The sequence below is a fragment of the Paenibacillus sp. ACRSA genome (assembly GCF_022346845.1).
GTDB lineage: Bacteria > Bacillota > Bacilli > Paenibacillales > Paenibacillaceae > Paenibacillus.
Genome location: NZ_JAKRNP010000002.1, coordinates 340,728 through 364,634, shown reverse-complemented (window position 1 = coordinate 364,634; position 23,907 = coordinate 340,728). Strand labels below are relative to the sequence as shown.

General features: G+C 44.9%; 17 protein-coding genes. 12 read left to right on the top strand and 5 right to left on the bottom strand.

The window, feature by feature from the left end; translation table 11 throughout:
- The first annotated feature begins 143 nt into the window (after window positions 1–143).
- On the top strand, window positions 144–1,787 hold the full coding sequence (locus MH215_RS06445) for a sensor domain-containing diguanylate cyclase (RefSeq protein ID WP_239289216.1): 1,644 nt from the start codon (window positions 144–146) through the stop codon (window positions 1,785–1,787).
- Window positions 1,788–1,853: 66 nt separating this feature from the next.
- Window positions 1,854–2,375, top strand: coding sequence for a hypothetical protein (locus MH215_RS06440; protein WP_239289215.1), 522 nt, complete (start codon window positions 1,854–1,856; stop codon window positions 2,373–2,375).
- 140 nt (window positions 2,376–2,515) lie between these two features.
- Here MH215_RS06440 and MH215_RS06435 read toward each other — a convergent pair whose 3' ends face one another.
- Window positions 2,516–3,640 carry a GGDEF domain-containing protein gene (locus tag MH215_RS06435; RefSeq protein ID WP_239289214.1) on the bottom strand — a complete coding sequence of 375 codons (1,125 nt, stop codon included), beginning with the start codon at window positions 3,638–3,640 and terminating at the stop codon, window positions 2,516–2,518.
- A gap of 225 nt (window positions 3,641–3,865) precedes the next feature.
- Here MH215_RS06435 and MH215_RS06430 point away from each other — a divergent pair, with 225 nt between their 5' ends.
- The 4 genes from MH215_RS06430 to MH215_RS06415 all read left to right on the top strand — a co-directional run bounded on the left by MH215_RS06430 (window position 3,866) and on the right by MH215_RS06415 (window position 12,955).
- Window positions 3,866–10,591 carry a DUF7507 domain-containing protein gene (locus MH215_RS06430; protein ID WP_239289213.1) on the top strand — a complete coding sequence of 2,242 codons (6,726 nt, stop codon included), beginning with the start codon at window positions 3,866–3,868 and terminating at the stop codon, window positions 10,589–10,591.
- Window positions 10,588–12,282, top strand: a complete 1,695-nt coding sequence (locus MH215_RS06425; RefSeq protein WP_239289212.1) for a COG1361 family protein — start codon at window positions 10,588–10,590, stop codon at window positions 12,280–12,282. Before MH215_RS06430 ends, MH215_RS06425 begins: the two co-directional genes overlap by 4 nt.
- Before the next feature lie 197 nt (window positions 12,283–12,479).
- Window positions 12,480–12,740 (top strand): YolD-like family protein, encoded by a 261-nt coding sequence (locus tag MH215_RS06420; RefSeq protein ID WP_239289211.1) that lies wholly within the window; start codon window positions 12,480–12,482, stop codon window positions 12,738–12,740.
- A gap of 95 nt (window positions 12,741–12,835) precedes the next feature.
- A complete protein-coding gene (locus MH215_RS06415; protein WP_056692350.1) occupies window positions 12,836–12,955 on the top strand; it encodes a hypothetical protein in 120 nt (39 codons plus the stop codon).
- Window positions 12,956–13,016: 61 nt separating this feature from the next.
- Here MH215_RS06415 and MH215_RS06410 read toward each other — a convergent pair whose 3' ends face one another.
- Window positions 13,017–14,276 (bottom strand): amino acid permease, encoded by a 1,260-nt coding sequence (locus MH215_RS06410; RefSeq protein ID WP_239289209.1) that lies wholly within the window; start codon window positions 14,274–14,276, stop codon window positions 13,017–13,019.
- Between the two features lie 171 nt (window positions 14,277–14,447).
- On the opposite strand from MH215_RS06410, the gene MH215_RS06405 reads away from it, so the two are divergent.
- The 3 genes from MH215_RS06405 (at window position 14,448) to MH215_RS06395 (ending at window position 17,063) form a co-directional block, all read left to right on the top strand.
- Window positions 14,448–14,951, top strand: coding sequence for a ferritin (locus MH215_RS06405; protein ID WP_056692344.1), 504 nt, complete (start codon window positions 14,448–14,450; stop codon window positions 14,949–14,951).
- Window positions 14,952–15,343: 392 nt separating this feature from the next.
- Entirely contained in the window at window positions 15,344–16,081 is a 738-nt protein-coding gene (locus tag MH215_RS06400) for a polysaccharide deacetylase family protein (RefSeq protein ID WP_056692341.1), read from the top strand.
- 55 nt (window positions 16,082–16,136) lie between these two features.
- Window positions 16,137–17,063 (top strand): hypothetical protein, encoded by a 927-nt coding sequence (locus MH215_RS06395; RefSeq protein WP_239289208.1) that lies wholly within the window; start codon window positions 16,137–16,139, stop codon window positions 17,061–17,063.
- Window positions 17,064–17,211: 148 nt separating this feature from the next.
- Here MH215_RS06395 and MH215_RS06390 read toward each other — a convergent pair whose 3' ends face one another.
- From MH215_RS06390 to desA, 3 genes are all read right to left on the bottom strand, one after another.
- Window positions 17,212–17,811 carry a response regulator transcription factor gene (locus MH215_RS06390; RefSeq protein ID WP_239289207.1) on the bottom strand — a complete coding sequence of 200 codons (600 nt, stop codon included), beginning with the start codon at window positions 17,809–17,811 and terminating at the stop codon, window positions 17,212–17,214.
- A complete protein-coding gene (locus MH215_RS06385) occupies window positions 17,808–18,956 on the bottom strand; it encodes a sensor histidine kinase (protein WP_239289868.1) in 1,149 nt (382 codons plus the stop codon). The genes MH215_RS06390 and MH215_RS06385 overlap by 4 nt, the downstream gene beginning before the upstream one ends.
- 134 nt (window positions 18,957–19,090) lie before the next feature.
- Window positions 19,091–20,149: a Delta(5) desaturase DesA gene (gene desA, locus MH215_RS06380; RefSeq protein WP_275446014.1), complete on the bottom strand. Its 1,059-nt coding sequence runs from the start codon at window positions 20,147–20,149 to the stop codon at window positions 19,091–19,093.
- Between the two features lie 392 nt (window positions 20,150–20,541).
- Here desA and MH215_RS06375 point away from each other — a divergent pair, with 392 nt between their 5' ends.
- The 3 genes from MH215_RS06375 (at window position 20,542) to MH215_RS06365 (ending at window position 23,882) form a co-directional block, all read left to right on the top strand.
- The gene (locus tag MH215_RS06375) at window positions 20,542–21,381 is read left to right on the top strand and encodes a YitT family protein (RefSeq protein ID WP_239289866.1); all 840 of its coding nucleotides are present in this window, start codon (window positions 20,542–20,544) and stop codon (window positions 21,379–21,381) included.
- Window positions 21,382–21,575: 194 nt separating this feature from the next.
- Window positions 21,576–22,769, top strand: a complete 1,194-nt coding sequence (locus MH215_RS06370; RefSeq protein WP_239289206.1) for an ROK family transcriptional regulator — start codon at window positions 21,576–21,578, stop codon at window positions 22,767–22,769.
- 36 nt (window positions 22,770–22,805) lie between these two features.
- A complete protein-coding gene (locus MH215_RS06365; RefSeq protein WP_239289205.1) occupies window positions 22,806–23,882 on the top strand; it encodes an ROK family protein in 1,077 nt (358 codons plus the stop codon).
- The last annotated feature ends 25 nt before the right edge of the window (window positions 23,883–23,907 follow it).

The window sequence follows — 23,907 nt, the reverse complement described above, 5'->3', positions numbered from 1 at the left end:
ACGCAACATATTGTATGGGAATGTATAATAAAAAAGCACACCGATTCCGATAAATATGAAAACAAATAGGTGACATGCCGTGTGTCTTTTGCAACATGATTATGTTATAAAAGCAAGATGGTTTCACCGCGTTATTGGAGGCAATGATGTCATTCAAACTTAGAACCGTACTCACTGCAATTTTTGCTACGTTATCTCTGCTAGTATCGTTAACCATCGGTTATATTTTCAGTCAAAAATCGTTTCTTGCCGTGGAGACGGAGATTGGACACTCGTTAATGGGTACTGCTTCACAAGCATCTGACAAATTAGATCGTTTTATGTGGTCACGTTCAGGTGAACTGGATCTGTTAGGTCGAATGGCTGCGCTGGAGAATCGATTCGAACCGGCTGAAATTCAGATGTTATTGGATCAGCTTCAGGATAGCTTTCCCTCTTACTCCTGGGTAGGATACATGAATCCTGAAGGAAAAGTGCTTGCTGCAACGGATGGTATTCTGTTAGGGGAAGATTTATCCGAACGACCTGTGTATCAGGAAGGCATTAAGGGTAAATTTATTGGAGATGTACATAATGCGGTGCTACTTGCCAAGTTATTGCCTAACCCTACAGGTGAACCACTACAATTTGTCGATATCAGCTTTCCGGTAAAGGATAGTGATGGCAAGACGCGTGGTGTTCTCGCTGCACATTTAAGCTGGGCATGGGCGAAAGAAGTTGAAGAATCTATTCTTGCTCCGTTATTTCATGAGGAGAAGGATATTGAATTTTTTATAGTGAGTAAGAAAGAAAACACGGTGCTCTTAGGTCCGAAAGATTGGATGGGCAAACCGTTAACTCTTCCGGGAATTGAACAAGCGCAGTTACACAAGAGCAGTTGGACTACAGAGAAATGGCCGGATGGCAAGGAATATGTGACCGGAATTGCATTCAGCCAAGGGCATCTGGATTACCCTGGACTCGGATGGACGGTAGTGATTCGTCAGGTTCAATCGACCGCCTTCGCTTCTGTTTCGGATATGCTATGGTTCAACATTTGGTCTGGGCTTGCGGTGACTGTACTCTTTGTCCTGATCGGATGGTGGATCTCCCGGAAAATTGCTGCTCCATTGATGCGACTTACTCAAGTTGCTAATGAGCTTCGAGCAGGAGAGCAAGTACAGATTCCAGAGAATAAAGGATTTAGTGAAATTGAGGAGCTATCACGTTCTCTTAGGGAAATGGTCGTTTCACTTAAAAATAAAGACTCTGAGCTTGTGGTGATGCAGAACTTAGCGCACTATGATCAATTAACTGGATTGCCGAACAGAACGGCACTTGAATTTTATCTGGAAGAGTCGCTGGAGACGGAAAGCGTGGATCATACACTCACCTTCCTCTATCTTGATCTGGACGGATTCAAACGTGTGAATGATTCCCTCGGGCATCAAACCGGAGATGTCTTATTGCAAAAAGTAGCTCAACGTCTCAATGCATTAAGTCAGGATAAAGGCATAACCGTCAGGTTGGGCGGCGATGAGTTTCTGATTGTGCTTCGTTCGGTGGGAAGTAATCCACGAGAGGAAGCAAAATTGTATGCCGAGGAGATTATCCAAAGCCTGAATAAACCTTTTGTGATTGAATATGAACGTATTCAGATTGGGTGTAGTATAGGTGGTGCGGAGTATCCAACCAACAGTGGCAATCCTAGCGAAATTATTCGCATGGCTGATGAGGCGTTATATGAGTCCAAACGTGCGGGCAAAAATCGGATGACATTTTATTCGGATTTGAAAAGGGATGGGTAGTCCATAATAATAAGCACATAGATACTTGCTTCTGTGAAGCAATTGATTAAGGAAGGAGGGGTGAAAATGGCCAATTCACATACTAACGTGCCATACGGCTATGAACCCCCGGTGGCGAGCCGGAAGGGTACGCTCATTTTCTATGATACATTCGAGCAGATCACAGACGAACAAATGGAGAATGCATTAAATCTAACGAACAGTCGTGCGTTTGCACAATTGGTGTTATATCCCCTTCACGAGAGTACATTCAAACGAATGAGATCAGGGGGTATACAGCCTTACTTCAAACGTGAGGATCGCCTCCATGATTGGAAACGGGAACATGCAGATGCCCGTATACGTGTGGAAGGGCTGGAGGGCAAGCGCAAGAAGTATACACCGATGGATACAGCCTTACGACATATCAAAGCAGAGTATCCAGCGCCTCATTTCTTATATCTAACGGCTGATATGGCGAATCTATTTGCTTCCTTTGACTCCTTCAAGGAATGGATCAAAGAAGTACGAATCGTTATAGATGGCCCAGCTACTGAGCTGCATCCCAGATTGGAGCAAAACAAGAATCGCTGGGATTGGGCGGAATAGTCCCCCGGACTTCCGAATTGATAGAACCGAATAGATACCCAAAAAGTTGTGTTGTTCAACCATTTTACGGTTAACAGCACAACTTTTTTGATTTGATCATGTTGATCATCCCTTTACACGTGGTACACGGGGGATGACGATTATACATTAGGCAGATCAAGGGAGGTAACGGTTTTGTTTTTACCTGTCCGCTTGGCCGCATATAAGCACGCATCCACTTCTTCGAACAACTTGTCCTTCGAAAGGTGGGGGCTATAGCTCTTGAGACCAACACTAACGGTAACGAATGCACCATCTAGTTCGAGATGTCCCATATTGGCAATTTTTTGCCGAATCTGTTCCACCATTGCATAAGCTTGCTCAAAAGATTGTTCAAACATTAATATGGCAAATTCTTCTCCACCATATCGAGCAGCAATATCACTTGAAGTTATATTTTCTTGAATAATCAAGGAGACTTTCTCTAATATAACATCGCCCGCGCGGTGTCCATAGGTATCATTAATCGCTTTGAAATCGTCAATATCAATCAATGCGAGGTGAAGGCTCATCCCATTATTGGCGTATTCATAAGCTTTATCATAGTAATCCTTGAATGAACTTTGATTATACAGATTGGTTAATCCATCCGTTTTGGATTGTTTGGTCATAATGGCATTTCTAACGATTAGGTCTTGTTTAGCTAACATGCTGTCTTTGAGATCATCCAGAACCTCAATACTACTGGTAACAATGACTTGAGCAACATAGGTGCCAGTAATGAGAAACACAGGTATGGAAACGATATCAAATGAACTTAAAAAATGACGATAGCTAGGGGCTCCGAGTAATAGAAAATACCCAATCATTTGCATGACAAAAGAGACCCATACTCCCTTTTTGTTGAAGAACAACACGGAGGAAAATATAGGCAACAAGCATGCGGCCATAATAATCCGAATGTCATAATTGACGTGTATAATCGTCCAAGCAATGATGGTGCTGGCTGCCGACATGGCATACGAGGAATAGGAGCTAAACCGTCGATCTATCCAACTAGCGAAGAGAATACCTGCACTTCCCGCCGCCGAAGGCCAAATGACTACATTCACTATAAAATCGGCTGGAGTGCGATCATAAACGAGAAATACGTAGCAAGCAATCTGAACGAGTGCATGGAGGCTGATAACAAGCCAGTAGGCTCGTAATATTTTCTTCATCCATTTAGAATGTTTGAACTCATAATCTGTAGGGATATGACTACTCTGTGTAAAGGGAATTTTCAATATATCACCGCTGACTGCATCATAATGATACGAAACTTCTTCTCTCGTATATGATGATTATAAATCACATTGGACAAAAGGCAATCATTAAATTTGAAATAAAGCGTACAAGTATACACCAAAAGAAAGAAATTTTCACCATAGAATAAACAAATTTCAAGAGGGTGCGTCATAGACTTTTATAAGGCTCCATATCAAGGAACATGATTCTGGATGAAGGGGGAGGTGAACTCCATTCCTCTTGTCGTTCGCTCAACCGTTAACGCTACAGGAGCAATTACTTTTACAGGCAATACCCTTGGTCTAAGTCGTTCGGATACGGCAGGGGTACCGGGAACACAGGATAGCATAGGAGCCTTTAGTACAACGAATGCGGATGTGCGATTTGGAACATATCCACTCGGAACTACAAGTGCATATCAGAGCAACAGTGCCGCAGCCGTTCTGAGTCTTCCTGCCGGCAGTACAGTTTTGTACGCAGAATTAATCTGGGGTGGAAGTTATATTAACGGCTCTGTCAACCTTAGTGCGGCAATCAACAATCCCGTCAGTTTTACGACCCCGGCGGGGACGTTTAGTGTTACGCCAGATCCAGTCACGTACAATCAATTTGATCTAGGGAACGGTGCTGCGGGGTATGTCCGTTCTGCTAATGTAACAACACTGATTTCAAACGGCGGGGCGGGTACATACATCACCGGGGGAGTCGTAGGCACGATTGTCATTACCAATGATGCGACAGCGAATCATGCAGGCTGGACATTGGGGGTTATTTACCAAAACGGAAATCTTCCATTCCGAAATATGTCACTACGTGCTGGTGGTGTGCTTGTCCAATCCACTTCCCCGCCAGTAGTCACCACATTGACTGGGTTTGCTACGCCACTATCCGGTACGCTTGGGGGCAGGGCTTTATTCAGTGCACAGGAGGGAGATGCCAACCGAACCGGAGACCAGGCGCTCTTTGGCCCGACATCAGCGACTTCGGTCGCTTTATCTGGTCCGAACAATCTGGCAGCGAATTTTTTTGCGTCTCAAATTAACGGGGATACCGGAGCGCTGAACACTACAGGTACGTTTGGTACACGTAACCAGGTGAATGGAGCTCCAGGTTCTAACATCGTTGGTGGACGTCAAGGCTGGGATATTACGAATGTAGACGTCTCGGCTAGGCTGATTAATAACCAGTCCTCAGCAGTACTGACGCTCACCACTTCGGGAGATGCCTACATTGTTAATGCCAATGCCATACAGGTTGATATCAATGCACCCCGAATTTCAGTTGCTAAGGCTTCCGTCGCCACTGGAGCTGTTGCAGGGGACAGCATCCTGTACACAGTAACGATTAGTAACGGAGGTACAGCTAGTGCCGCTAGTGTGGTGTTGTCGGATACATTGCCAGCGGGTCTCACTTTCATCCCAGGCAGTGTCACTGTAGCCGGTGTAGCTCGGCCAACGCTGGATGTGACAACCGGTATACCTCTGGGCTCATTAAACCTGTCTAGTAGTATCGTCGTCACTTATCGCGCATTAATCGGGCCCGATGCTAATATTTTGCAACTTGTCAATTCTGCTAGTGCGGCATTTACTTTTCAGAGCGTGGCAGGTGGTTCGGTTATTACCGGTGTAATTCCATCCAATACCTCTACACTACCTGTATATTCTCCCAACCTGTCTATTGTGAAATCTGCGAGCACAACGAACGCAACGGTCGGCGATACCGTGACATATACGTTGCAAGTTAACAATGGAGGGAATGTCGCAGCAAACGTAACACTTACGGATAACATTCCAACTGGCAGCTCATATGTTGCAGGAAGTTTCCGTGTGAATGGCAATGTCGTGGCAGGAGCCAACCCGGCGACAGGTGTGAATCTTGGAAGTCTTGCAGCAGGGAGTGTAACGACGGTAACCTTTCAGGTTCTTGTAACGACTCTGCCTTCGCCCCCGACACTGGTGGATCAAGCTACGGCAGTCTACTCGTTCAACTCACCTGATGGTCGAACGATCAACGGTACAGTGGCATCTAACATTTTATCTATTCCTGTCACGCTGCCGAATGTATTTGTGGTCAAATCAGCAACGATTGCAGATGTTGCTGTTGGCGAAACTTTTACGTATTCGGTCGTTACAACGAATGGTGGCATTCAGGCCATTAACAATGTCGTGCTTACAGACATTCTTCCCGCTGGCACAGCATTTGTACCTGGCAGTGTAGTTGTTAGAGGAACGAGCGTACCTTCTGCAAATCCAGTCAGTGGGATAACGCTTGGCACACTAGCAGCAAGCACTTCGGCAACAGTTACATTTCAGGTTAATGTACAGTCCTTACCAGCGTCGGGCTCACTAGGTAATCAGGCAGTAGTATCGTATAGCTCCGGTGCGTTCTCGGGGATTTCGAACTCCAATTCAATTAGTACACCTGTATTTCAACCTGTAATTTCAATCAATAAGTCGGCTAGCGTAACAAATGCAACGTTGGGTGATCAGATTGGATATACGTTGGTTGTTAGAAATACAGGGAATCTAAGTGCTCAAGTGAATATAACAGATACGATTCCGGCAGGTCTTACCTTTATTGCTGGATCTGTAACCGTAAATGGCACTGCTCGACCAGGAACGAGTCCAGTAACAGGAATTTCATTGGGAACTCTTGCACCGGGAGGAACCTCGACGGTTGTTTTTCAAACAACACTAACTACGTTACCTTCACCACCTACATTGGTAAATCAGGGAACGGCAAGTTATACGTATCAACTGCCAAGCGGTCGGAATCTATCCGGAAGCGTAGTGTCTAATCAGGTGCAGATCACGGCTTCTGCTCCTAATGTAACCCTTACCAAAACCGTTAATGCGCCTGATGTTACAGTAGGGGAGATTCTGACCTATACAGTGGTTGTGACGAACGCAGGCATCGCTGCTGTACAAAATGTCATTGTCTCAGATGCCCCATCTACAGGTTTGGAATTTGTATCAGGCAGTGTAACGATTAATGGCGTTGCCGCGAGATCAGCAAGCCCAATCGCCGGAATTGCGATAGGGACATTAGGTAGCTCCAGTAGTAGCAACAACAGTGCAACCATCACGTATCAGGCAAGAGTGACGGCGGTTCCGACGTCAGGGTCTGTAAATAATAGAGCCGGTGCTGCATTCACATCAGGAAGTTTTAACGGTGTATCCTCTTCTGTTGTTGTTACGACGCCAGTATTTCAACCGATCATACAATTGGTGAAATCTGCAAGCACAACAAATCTGACGGTTGGAGATTCGTTTAATTATACAATTCAAGTGAGTAACAGGGGAAATATCGCTGCGGTAGTGACGATAAACGACCCTGTACCAGCCGGTGCAGTGTTTAACACGAATAGTGTCATCATTAACGGTACTCCAACCCCTGGCGTAAGTCCGAATACTGGAATTAATGTAGGCCAGATCCCGGCTGGTGCCAGCGTTACGGTGACCTTTGTAGCGACTGTAACCAGTCTGCCAAGTTCAAGGCAATTAACGAATCAATCTGGAGCGGTATACAACTTTACTCTTCCAAGTGGACGGAGCATTACAGGTACTTCTTCCTCCAACACCGTTACTGTTCCAGTATCCCTTCCCAATGTAACGGTTGTAAACAGCGATAATCTAGATTATGCCGTGTCTGGCGATACCGTTATTTATACGTCAGTCATTCGGAATAATGGAACGGTTGCGGTCAACAATGTTGTATTTAACAACCCACTTCCAGCGAATACCCCGTTAGTACCCGGAAGCGTCATTGTGAACGGGGTTTCATTCCCGCTCTCCAATCCGTCAGCCGGTATTCCAATCGGTACTCTGGCTCCAGGAGCGGAAGCTACCGTAACATTTGAGGTGAGGATTACTATGCCGGTTCCTTCGCAGATTAGCAATCAGTCTACGGTTAGCTTTACATCAGGTACATTCTCGGGATCATCATCCTCCAACACAACAGTGACCCCGGTGATACAACCGCAGATCTCGCTTGTGAAAACGGCCAACACAGTCAATGCAACCGTAGGGGATACAATCGTCTACACCGTGACTGTAAGTAACACAGGAAATCTGGAAGCCATCGTCATTTTAACAGATGTGATTCCTGCGGCGACGACCTTTGTTCCCAACAGTGTCGTTGTCGCTGGAGTACCTCAACCCGGAACTTCACCTGTAACGGGAATCCCGGTAGGGAATGTAGCTGCGGGAGTAACAGCTACTGTAACGTTTGCTGTGATTCTATCTTCATTGCCAACACCTCAACAGCTAAGCAATTTTGCCACTGCATCATTTACATTCACTCCACCGGATGGAAGGACATTAACGGGATCGGCCACGTCTAACACACTTACATTCCCAGTATCTGCTCCAAATGTGGCTGTGGTGAAAAGTACAGCATCTACCGCAGCAGCAGTTAATGATACGGTCACGTATTCTGTTCTTATCACGAATAGTGGTATTGCGCCAGTAAGCAATATTCAATTTTCTGATCCGATCCCTGCCGGGTCTTCCTTTGTTGCAGGAAGTGTTACGGTCAATGGTGTTGTCCAACCTACAGCTAATCCGGCAGGAGGAGTAGCACTTGGCACACTGGCACCAGGAGCAAATGCTACCGTAACTTTCAATGTAAGAGTCAATGAGATTCCACCAGGAGGACAGTTAAGCAATCGTTCCACAGTTACTTTTACCTCAGGTGCATTCTCAGGAACGACCTTCTCCAATACGGTAATAACTCCTGTTTTCCAACCTATACTATCTGCTGTCTTAACCGCAAGCACACAGAATGCAACGGTAGGAGACACGGTTAGTTACACAGTAACAGTAAACAATCAAGGAAATTATGGTGCTCAGATTAACTTGTCTGCCGCAGTGCCGGCGGGTACGATTTTTGTTCCGAACAGCGTCATTGTGAATGGTCAACCACTACCTGCAGCGAGTCCTATAACAGGTATTCCAGCAGGAAATGTGGCTGCTGGAGCAACGACGACGATTACGTACTCGGTTGTCGTTGATAGTTTGCCAACGCCGCAGCAATTGGTTAATCAGGCCACTGTAGCGCTAGCCTTTACACTTCCAGATGGAAGAAATATTACAGGTTCTATCCAATCCAATGTCGTCACAATTCCTGTGTCTGCTCCAGATATCGCTGTTGCTAAATCAACAACGTCTACGGCAGTCTCCGTTGGAGATGTTGTGACCTATAGCATCGCTGTAAGAAATAACGGAATTGCCAGTGTGAGCAATGTCATATTTACGGATGCGATCCCAGCCAGTACAGTACTGGTGGCAGATAGTGTTTATGTAGATGGAGTTTTGCGTCCCGGGGCTAATCCATCAACTGGACTTACACTAGGTTCTATTGCACCAGGCGCAACGGTAACTGTTGTATTTAGCATAAGAGTAACGGCTCTTCCAGCGAGCGCGGTACTCAACAATCAATCCACGGTCAGCTTCACTTCGGGAGCTTTTTCTGCAACAACTTTCTCAAATACGGTAACGACACCGGTATATCAGCCAATTTTGACTGCGGTCAAAACAGGAGATCAGGCTCTTGCTACCGTTGGGGATACGGTCGTGTACAGCATCGCAATCTCCAATGCTGGAAACTATGGAGCAACAGTGACGCTTACCGATACGATTCCTGCAGGGACTGAACTAGTTCCTAATAGTGTTATCATAAATGGAGCAAGCGCACCTGGGGCAGATCCTGCATCAGGTATTCCTTTAGGTGTCGTGTCTACGACAACGATGGTGATGTTTTCGGTAGTCATTGTAACCTTGCCACTCAGTCAGTCGATTGTTAACCAGGCATCGGCAACGTTCACTTATACATTACCTGATGGTAGAACGCTTGGAGGAAGTTTGACTTCTAATTCACTTGCGATTCAGGTATCGGCTCCTGATGTTACGGTTGTCAAAACAACGCCTGCGACGGACGCTGTAGTGGGGGATACCATTGTTTATGAGATGGTCATTACGAACAACGGAATAGACCCAGTCAACAATGTGTTATTAACAGACCCTATTAGTCCAGCGGTAACCTTTGTTACAGGCAGTGTATTAGTGGACGGTGTTGTTAGAGCATCGGCAAACCCTGCGTTAGGCATAGCTATAGGTACGCTTGCACCAGGGGCTTCTGCAGCGGTGTCTTATGCCGTAAGAGTTAATACGTTACCTTCACCGCCTCAAGTGAGCAGCCAGTCCTATGTAAGTTTCACATCGGGGGTATTCTCTGGTGCATCATATTCCAATACGGTCTTAACGCCGATCTATCAGCCGATTATTGCTGTAACCAAAACAGCCAGTACTTCAAATGCCACAATTGGTGACACCATTATTTATTCTTTCTCTCTAACGAATACAGGAAATCTTCCAGTTGAATTAACATTGACCGATTCGATTCCGGATGGAACCGTGCTGCTCCCAAATAGTGTTCTGATTGACGGTGTGCCACAACCTGGGGCTAATCCGGATACAGGTATTGTCGTTGGTACGTTGTCTCCAGGTGCCTCTGTAAATGTAACGGTTACCCTTGGCGTAACGGTGGATTCATTACCACAGAATCAGCAACTTGTTAACCAAGCTGTCGCTGACTTTACGTTCAGCCCGCCAGATGGTCGCCAATTGTCAGGAAGCGTGGTTTCCAATGTTCTTGTCATCCCTGTGTCTGCGCCGAATGTAGTCGTTGTCAAGAGTACAAGTGCTATAGATGCAGTAGTGGGGGATGTCATCACGTATACAATTGTTGTAACCAACAGTGGTATTGAAACCGTCAATAATGTTGTTATGGTCGATCCCGTGCCAACAGGCAGTGTTTTTGTACCAGGTAGCGTAACCGTGGATGGAGCAGCGCGTCCAACTGCCAATCCGAATAACGGTATTACGCTGGGATCTATTGCCGCAGGCGCTTCAGTCACGATTACATTTAGGGTTGAGGTTGTGGTGATATGAGTTCGACTTCCGATTCGTGGTCGCATTGGCTGCAGAATCAATCATTGGTTCGATTCAATTCCGGTACAGTAGAACAGGAGCAGGTCGCTTATTCGAATACGGTCGTTACACCGTGGGTAGGGCCAAGACTGGAAGTTCATAAGCAATGCAGTTCCACGGTAGCCACATTGGGTCAGTCCTTGATCTATCTAATTGAAATCGTCAACTCTGGCAATCGCACGGCTACCGTATATGTCACAGATCAGCTATCGGCTGAGACTGCTTTATTGCCTAACAGCGTGCTTCGTGATGGAATTCCTTTGCCTGGTTCATCGCCAGAACAAGGCTTGCCACCGAGCGAGATAGCACCTGGAGCGAGGCTGCGGTTCCATTTTCAAGTGATGATTATTCGTTTACCCGAAAGTTTGAAGTTATTGAACCAGGCACTTGTTCGTTATGAGTTTGTAACATCGGAGGGGAGAGCGTACAGGGGGGAAGAGAGGTCGAATACGGTGGAGGTCAGTCTCGTCTCCCCGCGTCTTGAGATTGCTTTGCAAGCAGACCGTGTTCAGACTTTTCCAGGCGACATCGTAACGTATAACATCATTGTACGTAATCCTGGATTCGTAACCGCGACAGATGCTCAAGTGACGGTGGTACTACCTTCAGGTATTCAATTTATTCCTGGAAGTGTTGTTGTGAATGACATGTTCGTTCCTCAGATGACACCAGATTCGGGAATCTTGATTGGGGATGTGTTACCAGAACGTTCGATACAGATTCAATATCGCGCCCAAGTGATAGCTGTACTGGACACAGAAGGGATTACAAGTCAGGCGAATTTAAGTTACCTATCAGCGGGTCAACGAGAGACAGTCTCCTCCAATGCAGTTACACTTGAGGTCATTCAGCCTCGAATTTCCATCAGCAAAACGGTGACTCCAGAGCTCGCGACGGTGGAGGAGACCGTGTGTTATGACATTACGGTTGCAAACGAGAGCCGTTACGCAGTAGATGCAACGATGCTGGATGTACTTCCCAAGGGAGTGAGATTTGTTGAAGGCAGTCTTGGTTGGAACGGAGTCAAACGACCCGGTGCCAATCCGACTCAAGGATTCAATCTAGGAACGCTTACTGCGCGCTCTACCATGCATATTCAGTTCGAGGCACAACTTATGGGAATAGATCAAGTGAACCCTCAGCAGTTTGAAATTGTTAATCAGGCTCGTCTGCTCTATACGTTTCGATTGCCTGATTCGCGAAATGTGCAGCGGACAGTGATGTCGAATGATGCAACCATTCAATTAAAGGTTCCGGTAATTACAGTCTATGTGGAGGTGTCTCCGACACTTGTTGAAGCAGGTGGGGAGGTCGTCTTCCATGTTCGAATTACCAATATTGGCAGTTGGCCTGCGCGCGTACAGTTAACGGATATATTGCCGCCGGGAGCTAGGTGGGTTGGGCGCGCCCAGGGAGAGCTACAGTTCAATATACCCGAATATTCTACACCACGAAATCTACATTTAGGAGATTTGGAGCCGGGCAAGGAGAAAGAGCTCTCGTATGTTGTTCAAATCATCTCTGATGGAGATATAACGAAGCAGCAAGGTTCGCTAACAGCGAATTATTCTTATGAATGGAGAGGACAGCGCAGAATAGGGCAGTCTTTTTCCAATGAGTATACGATTTTAGTGGAAGAAACAGACGAATAGCACCAACGGGGTTTTCAAACCATAGTTGAGTTATCTTAAGTAAGTTGTTTGCTTCCAGAACTTGTTCAACATTTGTGACCTTCGAATCTTCGCCAAAACATTACACGAGCGTAAATGAATGGTATACTAATTGAATATGCCTGCAGTAATTACCCTGCGGATCGGGATATCGGATTAGTTGTAGAGGAGGTCGTATTTTGGCAAAAGCAAAGGTTCCAAAGAGACCCACGCGGGATGAGTTTGAACTTGAGGAGCTGGGCAATCAACTGGTCGAAGCCTACCATGAGCGTTCAGAGGTATTGTTGACGGTATGGGGGAAGGAAGAGCAGGTTCGAGGCGTTATTGTCAAGCTTGATTCACGTACAAGGCTGGTGCATGTAGAGCATACCGATGAGGAGTTTATGGCTAAGGTTCCTTTCTTGGATATTATGCGTGTAGATTCACCCAGGTTTATGTAAAATAGCCCAACATTTAAAATTAGGGATATTCGCCTTGTCAAAACCCTCCATCCTGCATAAGATAACCCATACCTGTTGCAGAGGAGGTACGGTCAATGAGCGAAGTATTAGGTGGAGACACTAGAGGCTACGGATACGGAGGTTTCACTTCTGTAGGTGCCATTTTGGTTCTGTTCATCCTGTTGGTTATCATCTCCAAAGCGTTCTTGGTATAATTGCATAATGGAATGAAGTAAGCTCTGCCGCCGAGGCAGAGCTTTTTTGTATACACTGGATTCATTGGATTGCCTTTCGATTACGACTGAGTAGCCCATAAAGAATGATGATAACTACCGGATATAATACCGCCCAGCCTGCAAAAGGAAAAATGATCGCTGTAGCGATAAAAGAGACCCAACTTATGACGACTCCAGTACGATTGCCTCTAAGTAATCGAATCCCTGCTGCGCAACCTCCTAGATAGGTTAGGATAAAGGTTGCGTTCGGAAGCTGGATCAGTGTGGTTAAGGAAACCAGTCCCGACCCATAAATGCCAAGAACGAGGATAAAACAGATGGCCAGAAAACCGAGTGCTGCAATTGGCGTATGGAAACGACCGGAGAGACGAGTTAACCATTGCGGTGCAGCGCCTTGTCTCGCTAGTGCAAATGCCACGCGGGAAGCAGCACCGGTATAAGCGATGACCGTAGCTGTGCAGATAAATACTCCCGTTAAACCTGCGATTAAGCTCCCCCAAGAGCCAAGCGCTTGACTAATAATCCACACAAGAGAAACGTCTGCTCCCCCATGCAGATAACTCTGAGTACCTACTGTGGCAAGAGCCGTTAGGAAATAGAGTATGCCGACAACAATGGCGGCTATGGTCACACCTTTGATCGCGGCCTTTCGGGGATCGGTAAACTCCTCAGAGAGATGAGATACAGCCTCCCAGCCGATGAAGCACCAGAATAGTATGGCTCCTGCTTGTCCTACACTTATCCACCCATGGGGCACAAAGGGTTTAAAATGATTGGAATCCAAGTGAGGCACAGCGAGAATAAAGGTCATGATCAGTACAGCAACAATTGCGATGACAACGCCGATTTGAACTTTGCCCGCGAGCTGCATACCGACGATATTAATGAGGAGCCCTACCGTTAACATCATGGCTGCAATGGCGATACGAGCACCTTCACCCAGTCCAAGAGCAGCCGTCATATAGCCTGCACCGGTTAGTGAAGCTACCGGAGCACCGATGGGCACGGACATGAGGAAAAACCAGCCGATAATGGTTCCTGCCCGTGAGCCAAAAGCAAGGGTAACGAAATGCGACACACCACCTGCATTCGGATAACGAGCGGAGAGAAGACCCATGGACAAAGCGAGTGGAAGGATAAGCAGAACCATCCCTCCCCAGGCTAATAGCGAAGCCGGTCCAGCTAGTTCAGCAGCAAGGCCAGGGACAATTAAGACACCCGAGCCGAGAACGGCACTAACATACAGTGCAACTGCTTGCGGCATACCTATGGTTTTTTTGAGTTCGGTTGATGATTGCATAAGAGAGATGTACCTGCTTTCTAGGTGGGAATAGTGAACATGTAACTATGACATTATATAGGAGAAACCAGCGTCTAGTCATTGACGAATTTTGTAGAAAAACAATGTTAGTCCTATGCACAATATGGTAAGATAGGAACATCCCGAGAGAAAGTAAGAGGTGTATTCACGATGAGTAAAGAACTGACAGAAGCGCTGAATGAACAGATGAATTTTGAGTTTTATTCAGCTCATGTATATCTTGCGATGGCTGCATACTGTTCCAGCAAAAGTCTTGACGGTTTTGCTAACTTCTTCATTGTACAAGCAGAAGAGGAACGTTTTCATGGTATGAAAATCTACAAATTCTTGAATGACCGTGGACAACGTGCAACACTTGCGGCATTGCCTGAACCGAAGAATGAGTATTCTTCCATGTTGGATGTGTTCGAACATGGTTATGCACATGAACAACAAAATACGAAAAAGTTCTACAATTTGGCGGACATTGCATTGAACGAGCGTGAACACGCAACAATGTATTTCCTGAAATGGTTCATTGATGAGCAGGTGGAAGAAGAGGCGTTGTTTGACAATATCATTCAAAAGCTTCGTCGCATCGAGAAAGACAGCAATGCATTCTATATGCTAGATGCTGAATTTGCTAAACGTTCATTTACAGCTCCAGCAGAGTGAATGGTTCGATACATTCGGCTCAACTGATGTGAGAATGATATGAATCCGTCTGAGCTTGAGCGAACATAGATTTACATACAAGAGGCCTGCGCTATGCAGGCTTCTTTGCGTTGTATACTGATTTAATTTTACTGAGTCTATCAAATGGGTCAAATTAGGTTAATAGAATATTATGTAATTATTTATTTATCCTGCAGGGCATTATCGAACTCAAATCTATCATTTTCGTTTTATTTTTTCGGTTAATCTGACAAAAGTGTAACTCGAACGTAGCATTTAAAGCGAGATTGATAGGCATCTTTCTTGATAGAATTGGTGTTAATCGCCAAGGGATGCAGTGAGAGAAATTTCGACACCCGGGGAAATACAAGACACAAGGGAGACTTTAATTTATGTTACATATCCGCAGATCATGGATCACCGCACTTGCTATTCTACTTATTATTCCATTACTTCTACCACAGTCGGTTTCTGCCAAAGCTTCTTCGAAAGATAACGGAGCTAAGGCTAAAAGCAAAATCATATATCTGACGTTCGACGATGGACCAACAGCACATACGGGTCAGCTCTTAGATATTCTCGATCAATATCATGCAAAAGCAACGTTCTTCATGCTCGGCCCTCACATGGAAACCTATCCAAAAGCGACGAAGCGTATCGTTGCTGACGGGCATGGCTTAGGTCTTCATGGCGTAACGCATGTTCCGGGTAAATTTTACAAAACTCCTTATACTGCTCTCAAAGAAATGCAACAAGCCAACGTCAGTTTGAATAAGGTGGCTGGTGTCAAAACAAGCTTGGTTCGCACACCATATGGCAGTAAGCCATATATGAAAGCTCCATATCGGAACGTAATGCTTGCACAGGGTGGATTTCATATGTGGGATTGGAATGTAGACTCTGAGGATTGGAAATACAAGAAAGACCATCAGAGAGTATACAACAGTGTAATGAAGCAGATTCATACGGTGCAAAAGAGTGGAACAACTCCAATTGTGCTGATGCACGACCAGGAGGCAACTTTGAAGGTGTTACCGAAAGTGTTGCAAACCCTCAAATCCGAGGGATACCAATTCGAAGTGTTGAACAAGAGTGTGCAGCCGGTGAACTTCTGGAACGACAAACGATAAGACATACTAACGATGAAGTAATGACATTCAAGAACGGATCAAGGAGGAACACAACATGAGAAAACAAAAACGCTGGGTCATTATTCCTGTTACGACCGCAGTTCTCCTTACGCTTGCCGGATGTGGAGGTCAAGACACTAATACATCAGCAGCAGAGCAGACACCTTCGGCAACGACTGGGGAGCAAGTCGGCTCAGGAAACAACAGTACGGACTCCGCCGTTAGTCAAGGAAATGCAGGGGGAGCAACGAGTAACACAGACACGTCTAATGGACATGCCACTACGACTTCTGATGCAGGAACATCAGGAACGAAGACTGAAAATTCAGGGACTACACAGCATGAAGCCAATATTAGTGATGTAGTGAAGGAAGTACGTTCTCAAGCGAAAATGAAAAATGTAGTCGTGCCAACGGCATTCAACTTAGAAAAAGGAAAACACTTAGGAGCATATGTTGAGACGAATACGACTACTGATTTTCAAGTTAACTTTTATGCTACGGATAAAGCTCTACCCGTTAATGATTCATCGCTTTCCTCCAGTGGCGGTCTAACACCGCTGGCATCCTATGAAGTCAAGACCTACAAGGATCCAGATTCCACAGGAATCTTTCCTGAAACAGATCTGAACAACATTCCACAGGAGATGACAGTTGATCTTGGTCACGGCATTAAGGGCATGGTCGAAGGTGCAGCTGGCAGCCAGTACCTGACGTGGATGGAAGGTAGATGGACACTACAGATCCGTTCTGTATCAGAAGATAATATGAACAATCCTGGCATTGCGAAGAAGATGGTGGAATATCTGGAGTCACATACCTTACCAGCACCGAAAGATAAGGGATTCGTTAGCGTGAATTATCCGAGTGGCGGTAAATCGGTGAATGTTGTTATTTCATGGCAGAATGGTCAGCAGATTCACCAATTGAAGACTTCATTGGTACCCAATGAAGCGCTAGGTATTGTGGCATCTGTGAAATAAGGTCTGCTGCTCTGGTATCCTAAAAAGGCATTGATTTAATTAATCGGATGCAAAAAGAACAAATTAAAAAGCTTGGCAGGAATCATGGGACTGACCCCATTTCCTGACCAAGCTTTTATTTTGTTCTTAATGGGTTGAAGCGGTTCTTTCATTTGAACCAGCCCTTTTCCTTGGACCGAGTGATGGCTTCAATGCGGTTGCTTGCATTCAGTTTGTTGAGAATAATGGAAATATAGTTGCGTACCGTTCCTGTTGTTATAAATAAATGACCTGCAATTTCCTTGGTATTCTTCCCATCTGCCATAAGACCAAGTACAGCGTGCTCACGTTCTGTGAGAGGATTCTCTTCCACATATGCCTCGTCGACCAAATCCGGTGCAAAGATACGTCGTCCGTTCATCACTTGGCGGATCGCTTCAGCCAGCTCCTCAATTGGACTATCTTTCAGTAGATAACCACGGACGCCGCCTTTCAAAGCACGTTCAAAATAACCGGTTCGCGCAAACGTAGTCAGAATAATAACTTTGCAGTTCAGACCTCTCATTTCTTCAGCGGCCTCCAGACCGCTTTTGACAGGCATTTCGATATCCATCAGACAGATATCCGGTTTCAACTCTTGAACAAGGCCAAGGGCTTCTTGACCATTGCCCGCTTGTCCGACAACCTCCATATCCTCCTCCAGATTGAGCAGGGAAGATAAGGCGCCTAACATCATACGCTGATCTTCGGCGATTACGATTCGGATCATTGTTCTTCCTCCTTTATCGGTTTGCGAACCAGTTTCGGTACTTGGATGGCAATGCGCGTTCCTTCCATGTCCTCTCCAGATTGAACATCCAGACAGCCATTGACGAATTCCAAACGTTCTTTCATGCCTAATATACCAGTACCGCGCCGATCCTGTTTACGTGTTCGTTCTATACCTACGCCGTTATCTTGAACTGTCAGAATGTTGGCTGAAGGGGTCTCTTGAAGACGGATGGTGCATTCCGTTGCCTGACTATGCTTAACCACATTCGTAACAGCTTCCTTCAGACACATACCCAGCACATTTTCATTAAGCTGAGAGGTATCCTGCAATTTAGGATTGCCTTCCAATACAAATTCAATGGAGGCCGCCTTGAGAATTTGTTCGGCTCGGAATAATTCGTCAACTAACTGAGTGCCGCGCATCGTTGTAACCATCTCACGCACTTCCTTGAGGGCTGTGCTTGCCGTCTGCCTCAGATCATTCAATTCAATTTCAGCTTGATCTGGATTCATACGAAGCAGACGTTTCGCCAAATCGGTTTTGAGGCCGATTAAGGAGAGCTTTTGTCCAAGGGTATCATGTAGATCACGTGCGATCCGTTGTCGTTCTTCCATTTTGACTAGATCATCCAAACGTTTATTGGCATTTTCCAATTGGCCTTCCAATTGTTCACGTTTATTTTTGTTATACGTACTTACCGGAAGTAGGATGGAGGCCATGAGACAGATGAAGACAAACGGAAATTGACTAAGCAGTAATGAGCTTTGATTGATAAAGCCATAATTAATCGTCAGAAAACTGGTTCCTAGATTCACCGAGTATAGTGTAATGAATCCTGCTTTATTTTTAATATTTCCAATAAAGAAAGCAAGAAACAAAGAGAAATAAGCATAGTCATAGGCGATAGTCATCGTAATGGAAATGGCAATTAAAAGTCCGATCCACATGTAGACCTGCCAGCCCTTGGTGATGAAGGCGAGCAGATAACACACAAAGAACACCAGGATGATGACAATACCTGTAACTAAAGTCCACAATTTAGAATATTGGGAGATATAATAGAACGGCAGAATGAAGAAAACAAGCCATACATAGGGGTTTAATCCCGTGTTTTTATAAAAAAGTTGCGACCACTTCTGAATGGAAATTCTCCTCCTTGGAACTATAAGGCATTGCTCAAACACACTGATTTTTGAACAGCGTCTATAGTGTACTCAAACTTAGCCTGACTGTAGCACGACTTTGGCCTGAATACAAGAAAACGAATCCGACAGAGTTAAGGCTTCTCTGTCAGACCCGCTTGGTTACTTACACGAATCGTTGGTTGAGCATAAGGCTTGCGGGGAAGGGTTTTGATCTGTTTGAAACTAATAAATTGTTTAGATTCTTCGTCCCACAGGCGGAATCGCAAAGCAGCTAGACTTGAACGTAAAGTGATTGTCGTTGCTTTTTGCAAAGGTGGTGTTGAATTATGAGCCTCTTCAAGGTAATAATTCGGTACACGTGGGCTCAAATGATGCACATGGTGGAAACCGATGTTACCACTGATCCATTGAAGCAGTTTGGGTAGCTTGTAGTACGAGCTTCCTTCCACTGCAGCTTTGACATAACTCCACTCATCTTCATGCTCGAAGTAAGTTTCTTCAAACTGATGTTGCACGTAGAACAACCAGATGCCGAAGAAACCAGAGAAGAAGAAAACAGGTGTCTGCACCAAGACAAAAGCCTGCCAACCAATCAGCCAACACATGAATGCATAAAGCCCAATGATCAGTACAGTTGTAAGGTGTGTATTGATGCGTTCTTTGCGTCGTGCTGCCTTACGATTAAATCGGTAAGCAACGAGGAACACATAGAAGGGACCGATGCCAAACATCACAAGTGGATTGCGATAAATACGATAGAACAAGCGAACCCAAGGAGAAGCAGCTTGGTATTCCTCCACGGTCATAATCCATATATCACCTACACCGCGTTTATCCAGATTACTGCTGGTAGCGTGATGAATAGAGTGCTCGTTTTTCCATTGCAGATAAGGTGTCAGGGTCACTACACCCGTAATGGTTCCCAAAATGTCATTTGCACGTTTGCTCTTGAAGAATGAACCATGGCAGCAGTCATGGAAAATAATAAACGTTCGGAGTACAAATCCCGAGGCTACGAGAGCGATCGGTATTGTCAGCCAGTAGGATATGGATAAGCTATAATATGCTGCAGCCCATAGCAATAATAATGGGATCAAAGTATTAATCATTTGTTGGATACTTAATTTGAGATTGTTTTTTTCATAAGGGGTGACTTCTTTTTTTAATGCCATTTCTTTCGTTTTGCTCATTAGCGAATGTCCTCCTTCAATCATTACAACTTAACGAGCATGAACTCGGGCTTTAAGTTGCAATTCTCGTTTCCCGTTATATTCTGTATGGGAAGCGTTTTTATTATTGTAAGAGAATCAGCTTATGATGGTAAGTCATAAATGTCATGCTTCATAATGATAAATATCAAGGGTGAACCATGACATTTGTCATATACGGAACCAATGAAAACATGGTGTATGGGGCAAAAATTAGTTCGTTTTGTAAATCCTTTGTACAATTTGTGCAACAGTTTGTATTTTGTATACAAATTTTGGCGGTGACATGGTAGAATCAATTTTGGAGTAAAACATGACAACTTATGAGTTATGAAGTATAGGTTGAATTTTTGATGGATTGGATGGAATGCATGATGAAAAAAAGAATAACGGATATTTTATTCATTATGGCGGGTGCATTTCTATTTGCGCTGGCTGTTAACCTGTTTGTCATCCCGAATGATCTGGCTGAGGGTGGTGTAACAGGGATTACTATTATTTTGTATTATCTCTTTGAGTGGTCGCCTGGATTAATGAACTTGCTGCTCAATGGGATATTATTGCTTGTAGGTTATAAATTTCTGGATAGAACAACGACGATTTATACGATTATTGCGGTCGTGTTTAACTCGCTATTCCTACATTTAACAGAGAGCTGGACGATAGATTCGCATGAGCTCTGGATTAATACGATTTTTGGTGGATTATTTGCCGGACTTGGGATTGGATTAATTGTAAGAGTTGGTGGAACTACGGCGGGTACCGTAATACTAGCTCGTCTAGCTAACAAGTACTTAGATTGGAACATCAGTTACGGCTTATTGTTCTTTGATCTGATTGTAGCGTTCTCGTCTTTCTTCATTATAGGACCACAAGGATTGATGTGCACGATCGTGATGCTCTTTGTAGGCACCAAAACGATGGAGTTTATTATAGAAGGTTTGAATCCAAAAAAAGCAGTCACGATAATTTCGACCAAACAGGATGCGATTGCGAAGCAAGTTATTGAGAAAATGGATCGCGGCGTTACGGTCTTGTCCGGTCATGGTTATTATACGAAAAACCCAAAAGAAATCCTCTATATTGTCATTAGCAAACAAGAGGTTTCCATGTTGAAGAAAATTGTACGCGCAGAGGACGAAATTGCTTTTATTACGATTCATGATGTACGTGACGTATTTGGAGAAGGATTTATTGAGTTGTCCAAATCGTAATGGGTATTAAAATGAAATATGTGAGAGCTGTGGTGTTTATACACTGCAGCTTTTTCTATATTGTGAGATAGATTAGATCATATTAAATCACAGACTAATTTACAGACAAAACGCTGTACACACCCCAATCTCGATGCTATATTGAATATAATTAGTTAATAAACTTAACTAACTATTATAAGGAGGTGATTTAGGTGGCTGGTACACCACAATACATACGCAATCTGAACGAGAATCTAATTCTTGATGCACTGATTACTCATGGGATGTTGTCTAGAGCGGATATTAGCCGGCAGACCGGACTGAGCAAACCTACGGTATCGTCGGCAGTTGAGCATCTAATTGCACGGAATCTTGTGTTGGAAACTGGAAGAGCAGATAATGCACAAGGACGTAAAGCCACGCTCATTCGTTTCAATGAACTAGCCTATTACATCTGCGGAGTTGATATCGGAGCTACCCGAATTCGCATAGCTCTATCTAATCTGAATGGAGAAATCTTAGATTACCAAACCTATCCGATGTCTATTCAGCAGTCAGAGCCTGGGCAAGGGGAACAATTACTCCAGACTGTTCGGAAGCATATGGATGAACTATTACAGCACAATCATCTGAACTGGAACGAGATTCAGTGTATAGGGTTTGGTATTCCTGGTGTTGTCCTGCCTGGCTCCGGAGAGATCAGTCGAATTGTAGACCCTCTAGTTGGGTTAGAACAAGCGTTGTCCCTGGAGTCCCTATCCGCCGCTTTTCCCTGTGAAGTGATCTTGGATAATGACGTCAATTTGGCTGCGTTAGGGGAATACAGGGATGGTGCAGCATCCGTTTCAGAAGTGTTTGTATTTATTTCTCTTGGCGTGGGCACTGGTGCGGGTATTATGGTGAATGGTCAATTACTGCGTGGCATGAGAGGGCTAACTGGAGAAGTAGCCGAGATGATGCAGGAGGGTCGAAGATTAGAGGACGTTCTGTCTGCTGGTGGTTTGATAGATATGGCCGCCAATCTACTGGATGAAGCTCAGATTCAGCATAACGACCCAAGAATCATAGAGCTACGGAGTCAACTGACTCCTGAGAATTTGTTTGAGGCGGCTCGTCTGGGTAACAGCTATGCAATGGAGGTTATCGAAAAGTACTGTCGGATGCTGGCATTAGCATTGCGAAATATCAGCGTGCTTCTTGCACCACATTTAATTGTACTTGGTGGAGGGATCGGAGGTAATGGAGATGTGTTGCTGCCTTACCTGAAAGAGATGATTAACGAACCATTTCCTGTTCAACCTGAATTAATCTGCTCCAAGCTTGGTGAACGGGCAGTTGTGACTGGAGCGGTGCATATTGCTCTACAGCAAACGATGCTGAAGCTCCAACAAGAGACAGACGAATGATGGACTGACAACAAGGGTGAGAGGTAGGCGACGAGTATGAACATTTTAGACGGTAATACCCAAGAAAACAGACTTGAAGAACCTCTTCAGGCAACAGATCCAGTTCGTTCTCTTGATCAAACGGATGCATTAGATCGTTGGATCATAGGAATTGATATTGGTGGTACCAAAACATTGATGTTATTGTCATCGGAGAAACCAGGCAGTGAAGTATTGGAGCGTAAGATTCCAACCTGTGCAACCGAGCAACCGAGCGTGTTCTTCAATTGGTTATTTGATGAAGTATCAAAATTCTGTAGTGATAGTGGAATTGAAATAGGATTGGTAGCTGGAATAGGGATGGGCTTTCCAGGAGTTATCCTCAATGATGAAGGGATTCTTCGCAGTGCGCCAGCGTTCCAATGGGCAGAGGAAGATATCAGACCTGTGATTGCAGCATATTTTAATGGAGAAATTTATCTCGATAACGATGTAAATATGGCAGCCATGGGAGAGTTCGATCGTGGAGCAGCACAGGGTCATCGACATTGTGTGATGGTAACGGTGGGGACGGGAATCGGTTCGGCGCTTATCCTTAACGGACAACTATATAGTGGACAAGACGGAGCAGCAGGAGAGATCGGGCATTTTATAGTTGGAGACGAAGGAATCGATCATCAATACAAGGCATCTCCAGATACATTTGGTGCGTTTGAACTGAACACGTCAGGCACAGGCATTACGCAACACGCAAGGCGTTATTTTACAGATGGACCTGGCAATACACACTCGTTACTTCATAGTCTCGCTGATGGAGATATCAGTCAGATTGAGGCAAGGCATGTGTTCAAGGCTGCTGAAGCGGGGGATGCTGCTGCTCTTGAGATTCTAACGCTACCATTCCAATATATGGCGAGAGGCTTAGCTAATATCGTCGCATTACTTAATCCATCCATTATTGTTGTAGGCGGAGGAGTATCCGCTTCGAATCCTGATTATTACTTAAACGAGGCGCGCGGCCGCCTAAGTCGATATACAACACTGGCTACTAAAGTCGTTGCTGCTGAACTTGGCAATACGGCAGGAGCCATTGGTGCAATGGCAGCCATCCGTCTGAGACTGCAACAACGATAAGAAATGAATCTAATTAGCAGCAAAC

Coding starts and splice junctions, on each gene's coding strand:
- MH215_RS06445 (WP_239289216.1), top strand. CDS start 144: ATGATGTCATTCAAACTTAGAACCGTACTCACTGCAATTTTTGCTACG.
- MH215_RS06440 (WP_239289215.1), top strand. CDS start 1,854: ATGGCCAATTCACATACTAACGTGCCATACGGCTATGAACCCCCGGTG.
- MH215_RS06425 (WP_239289212.1), top strand. CDS start 10,588: ATGAGTTCGACTTCCGATTCGTGGTCGCATTGGCTGCAGAATCAATCA.
- MH215_RS06415 (WP_056692350.1), top strand. CDS start 12,836: ATGAGCGAAGTATTAGGTGGAGACACTAGAGGCTACGGATACGGAGGT.
- MH215_RS06410 (WP_239289209.1), bottom strand. CDS start 14,276: ATGCAATCATCAACCGAACTCAAAAAAACCATAGGTATGCCGCAAGCA.
- MH215_RS06405 (WP_056692344.1), top strand. CDS start 14,448: ATGAGTAAAGAACTGACAGAAGCGCTGAATGAACAGATGAATTTTGAG.
- MH215_RS06400 (WP_056692341.1), top strand. CDS start 15,344: ATGTTACATATCCGCAGATCATGGATCACCGCACTTGCTATTCTACTT.
- MH215_RS06395 (WP_239289208.1), top strand. CDS start 16,137: ATGAGAAAACAAAAACGCTGGGTCATTATTCCTGTTACGACCGCAGTT.
- MH215_RS06390 (WP_239289207.1), bottom strand. CDS start 17,811: ATGATCCGAATCGTAATCGCCGAAGATCAGCGTATGATGTTAGGCGCC.
- desA (WP_275446014.1), bottom strand. CDS start 20,149: ATGAGCAAAACGAAAGAAATGGCATTAAAAAAAGAAGTCACCCCTTAT.
- MH215_RS06375 (WP_239289866.1), top strand. CDS start 20,542: ATGAAAAAAAGAATAACGGATATTTTATTCATTATGGCGGGTGCATTT.
- MH215_RS06365 (WP_239289205.1), top strand. CDS start 22,806: ATGAACATTTTAGACGGTAATACCCAAGAAAACAGACTTGAAGAACCT.